Annotated in this window: 2 protein-coding genes and 1 pseudogene; all 3 read right to left on the reverse strand. The window is 74.3% G+C overall.

Features of this window, described 5'->3' with window-relative positions; translation table 11 throughout:
- A pseudogene (locus AB0O00_RS30715) lies at positions 1 to 484 on the reverse strand (ribonuclease E/G); the annotation flags it as partial.
- Between the two features lie 398 nt (positions 485 to 882).
- Positions 883 to 1,683 carry a TIGR03936 family radical SAM-associated protein gene (locus AB0O00_RS30720; RefSeq protein ID WP_363657308.1) on the reverse strand — a complete coding sequence of 267 codons (801 nt, stop codon included), beginning with the start codon at positions 1,681 to 1,683 and terminating at the stop codon, positions 883 to 885.
- Positions 1,684 to 1,904: 221 nt separating this feature from the next.
- Complete coding sequence (locus AB0O00_RS30725) at positions 1,905 to 3,833, reverse strand: TIGR03960 family B12-binding radical SAM protein (protein WP_363657310.1); 1,929 nt, start codon at positions 3,831 to 3,833, stop codon at positions 1,905 to 1,907.
- Positions 3,834 to 4,431: the final 598 nt, after the last annotated feature.

Consider the following 4,431-nt stretch of genomic DNA (forward strand, 5'->3'; position numbering starts at 1 on the left):
GCCGCTCGGCCGGCTCGGCGGCCACCGGGGCCTCCACGACGGCGGGGGCCTCGGCGGCGGGCGCCCCGGCGGGGGCCTCGGCACGCTTGCGGGCCCGGCGGGCCCGGACCGGCTTCTCGGCGGCGGGTTCGGCGACCGGCTCTGCGGCCGGCTCTGCGGCCGCGGCGGCCTCCGGCGCGGTGACCACGATCGCGGTCGCCTCCGGCGCCCCGGCGGGGGCCTCGGCACGCTTGCGGGTCCGGCGCGCCCGGACCGGCTTCTCGGCGGCGGGTTCGGCGACCGGCTCGGCGGCCGGGGCGGCCTGCGCCTCGGCCGGGATCACGGTCTCGGCGGCCTCGGCCGCCGCGCCCTGCGGAGCACCCGCCGGGCGGGACACCGCGCGGCGACGGCGGCGCGGCGGCGTGGCGGACGCGCCCTCGCCACCGGTCGCACCGGTGTCGTTCGGTTCCGTCGCAGACTGCTGCGGATCGGTGTTATCGAGCATGCGGGTGGATCTCCCGTCAGGCCCCCGGGCTCCGCATCCGGGCACGGCACGGCACCTGCGGCCGGCCGGCACCGCTCACGGTGCTCGGGCCGGACCCTTTCACGGTGCCGCCGCGCGGACGCGAGGCCGCACAGGGGCTCGTAGTCTCGCTCGGCGCCCCACGCTCGGCGGGGTGTCGAAAGTCTTCTGGTCTGACCAGTCTTCTGTGGTTTTCCCAAGCTGCACCGTCCCCCAACCCCGGGTGGCTCCCGGACGGGGTCCTCGGGCCCACCGACCGTCCTGGTCGGCGGGCCGCAAGGGGCCGGCCTGTGCTGCGACGACGCTCGCTCCCCTGGGGAGCCGCGGGAACCCTGGAGGTCCGTCGGGCCCAGTGAGTCACTGGACCCGGCCTCCGCCCGCTAGGCGGACGCGGTAGCGCGCGGCCCTGCGGCCGGATCGGAGCCGGCCGGGGCCGCGGCGCGGTCGAGCGCCAGCGGGTCGGTCACCGTGCCGGCCTCCTCGTCGAGCGGCCCCTGCGCCAGCCTGGTCACCTCTGCGGGGACCGGCGGCGCCAGGTCGGCCGTCGCACGGAGACCGGACAACACGTCGTCGGGTCGTACGGCGGGTGTGGCGTGTCGTACTACCAGGCGCAGTATCGCACAGGGACGGCCGGTCCGAACATCGTGGGCCGCTCCGGCCCCCGTGTCCGCACCACCGTCGACCTGCGGCGCGAGGACCTCGAGCGCCGCCACCGCCCCGCGCGCGTCGAAGACGCGCACGCCGTTCTTGGTCTGGCGCTGGACCTCGACCCGCTCCTCGGCGAGGAACACCGCGACCGCGCGGGCCGCCTCCTGCGGCTCGACGCCGTCCAGCCGCACCCGCCACTCGGAGGCCTCCAGGCGCTCCACGAAGTTCGGCGTCCGGACCTCGACCGCGTCGATGACGTCCAGGCCGGCCGGCAGCGACTCGTCCAGTTGGGCGCGCAGCGCCTGCGGGTCGCGGACCGCGGCGAGGCCGATCTCCAGGTACTCCGCTTCGCTGGCCACCCCGGTCGGGGCGGCATTGGCGTAGGACACCTTGGGGTGCGGGGTGAAGCCGGCCGAATACGCCATCGGCACGGCGGACCGGCGCAGGGCGCGCTCGAAGGCGCGCTGGAAGTCGCGGTGGCTGGTGAAGCGGAGCCGGCCGCGCTTGGTGTAGCGGAGACGGATCCGCTGCACCGTCGGCGCGGGCGGCGGACCGTCGGGCGTACGGCGTGCCAGGTCGCTCAGTCCTTAGTCAGTTGTCTCCGTCCGGCGCGGCGGATTCCCGCCACTGTCCGGACTCTGTCACCTCAAAGGGTACGCGCCCCACCGCACCCCTCGCTCCGCCCCTGGTCAGCCGCACACCGACGACCCCCGGCCGGAGCTTCCCGGCCGGGGGTCGTCGGTGTGCCGAGGGACTACTTGTTGACGACCGTCAGCGGCAGCATCTTCTTGCCGGTGGGGCCGATCTGGATGTGCGTGTCCATCTGCGGGCACACGCCGCAGTCGAAGCACGGCGTCCAGCGGCAGTCGTCGACCTCGACCTCCTCCAGGGCGTCCTGCCAGTCCTCCCACAGCCAGTCCTTGTCGAGGCCGCTGTCCAGGTGGTCCCAGGGCAGCACCTCCTCGTAGGTGCGCTCGCGGGTGGTGTACCAGTCGACGTCGACGCCGGTGCCGGCCAGGGCCTTGTCGGCGCAGGCCATCCAGCGGTCGTACGAGAAGTGCTCGCGCCAGCCGTCGAAGCGGCCGCCGTCCTCGTAGACGGCGCGGATGACCCCGCCGACCCGGCGGTCGCCACGCGAGAGCAGGCCCTCGATGATGCCCGGCTTGCCGTCGTGGTAGCGGTAGCCGATGTTCTTGCCGTACTTGCGGTCGCCGCGGATGGAGTCGCGCAGCTTGGCCAGGCGGGCGTCGGTGGCCTCGGCGGACAGCTGCGGGGCCCACTGGAACGGGGTGTGCGGCTTGGGCACGAACCCGCCGATGGAGACGGTGCAGCGGATGTCGTTCTGGCCGGTGACCTCGCGGCCCTTCTGGATGACGTTCTTCGCCATCTCGCCGATCTGGAGCACGTCCTCGTCGGTCTCGGTCGGCAGGCCGCACATGAAGTACAGCTTCACCTGGCGCCAGCCGTTGCCGTACGCGGTGGCGACGGTGCGGATCAGGTCCTCCTCCGACACCATCTTGTTGATCACCTTGCGCATGCGCTCGCTGCCGCCCTCGGGGGCGAAGGTGAGGCCCGAGCGACGCCCGTTGCGGGACAGCTCGTTGGCGAGGTCGATGTTGAAGGCGTCGACGCGGGTGGACGGCAGCGACAGGCCGATCTTGTCCTCGGTGTACCGGTCGGCCAGGCCCTTGGCGATGTCGCCGATCTCGGTGTGGTCGGCGCTGGACAGCGACAGCAGGCCGACCTCCTCGAAGCCGGTCGCCTTGAGCCCGCGCTCGACCATCTCGCCGATGCCGGTGATGCTTCGCTCCCGCACGGGGCGCGTGATCATGCCGGCCTGGCAGAAGCGGCAGCCGCGGGTGCAGCCGCGGAAGATCTCGACGGACATCCGCTCGTGCACGGTCTCGGCGAGCGGGACGAGCGGCTGCTTCGGGTAGGGCCACTCGTCGAGGTCCATGACGGTGTGCTTGGACACCCGCCACGGCACGCCCGGGGCGTTCGGCACGACGCGGCCGATCCGGCCGTCGGCAAGGTACTCGACGTCGTAGAACTTCGGGACGTACACCCCGCCGGTGCGCGCCAGGCGCAGCAGCAGCTCGTCGCGCCCGCCCGGACGGCCCTCGGCCTTCCAGGCCCGGATGATCTCGGTGATGTCGAGCACGGCCTGCTCGCCGTCGCCGACCACCGCGCAGTCGAGGAAGTCCGCGATCGGCTCGGGGTTGAACGCCGCGTGACCGCCGGCCAGGACGATCGGGTCGTCGTCGGTGCGGTCCTTGGCCTCCAGCGGGATGCCGGCCAGGTCGAGCGCGGTCAGCATATTGGTGTAGCCGAGCTCGGTGGAGAACGACAGGCCGAACACGTCGAAGGCCTTCACCGGCCGGTGGGCGTCCACCGTGAACTGCGGGACGCCCTGCTCGCGCATCAGCGCCTCGAGGTCCGGCCAGACGCTGTAGGTGCGCTCGGCCAGCACGCCCTCGCGCTCGTTGAGCACCTCGTAGAGGATCATGACGCCCTGGTTGGGCAGGCCGACCTCGTAGGCGTCGGGGTACATCAGCGCCCAGCGGACGTCGCAGGCGTCCCAGTCCTTGACGGTCGAGTTGAGCTCGCCGCCGACGTACTGGATCGGCTTCTGGACGTGCGGGAGGAGGGCCTCCAGGCGTGGGAAGACCGATTCGACAGTCATGTACTAGGAACCCTTACGACGTGATTCGGGGCCGCGCGCACCGGCAGGCGACGGCTGGGAGGGGTGACCCTCAAGGGTAGCCCAATCCGGGGAACGACCAGGCGGCCCCGATCCGCGGCCGCCGCCCGCCGGGCCACCCGCGCCGCCGCCCATCCCCGCCCGCCGGGCCACCCGCGCCGCCACCCGTCCCCGCCCGCCGGGCCGCCCGCGGCGCTGCCCGTCCCCGCAGGCGGCGCGCACCGGCGCGGCCGGGGCCGTTCGCACCCGCCCCGCACGCACGGCGCGCGCCCGCCGTTGCCGGGCCGTCCGCCGTTGACACCCCCGGACGGCCCGTGCGCTACTGGCAGGGCTCCGCCACCGTCCCCTGCACCCCTTCCCGCGCCGGGAGTTGGGCCGTACGCTCGGCCCCTCGCCGACTCCCCCACCGGCGACCGACACCGCCCCGGCCCGCGGGCCGCGGCCGGCGGCGCACCCGTCCGCGCCCCGGCGGCCCTCGCCCCCCGGGGCAAGGAGAAGCATGACCGACACCGGCCATCGGGTCCGTCCGCCGCGACCCCTCGACGTGACGCCGGCCCGCTACCCGTCGGTGGCCGGCGCC

This window comes from Kitasatospora sp. NPDC093558 (assembly GCF_040683475.1).
Taxonomy (GTDB): domain Bacteria; phylum Actinomycetota; class Actinomycetes; order Streptomycetales; family Streptomycetaceae; genus Kitasatospora.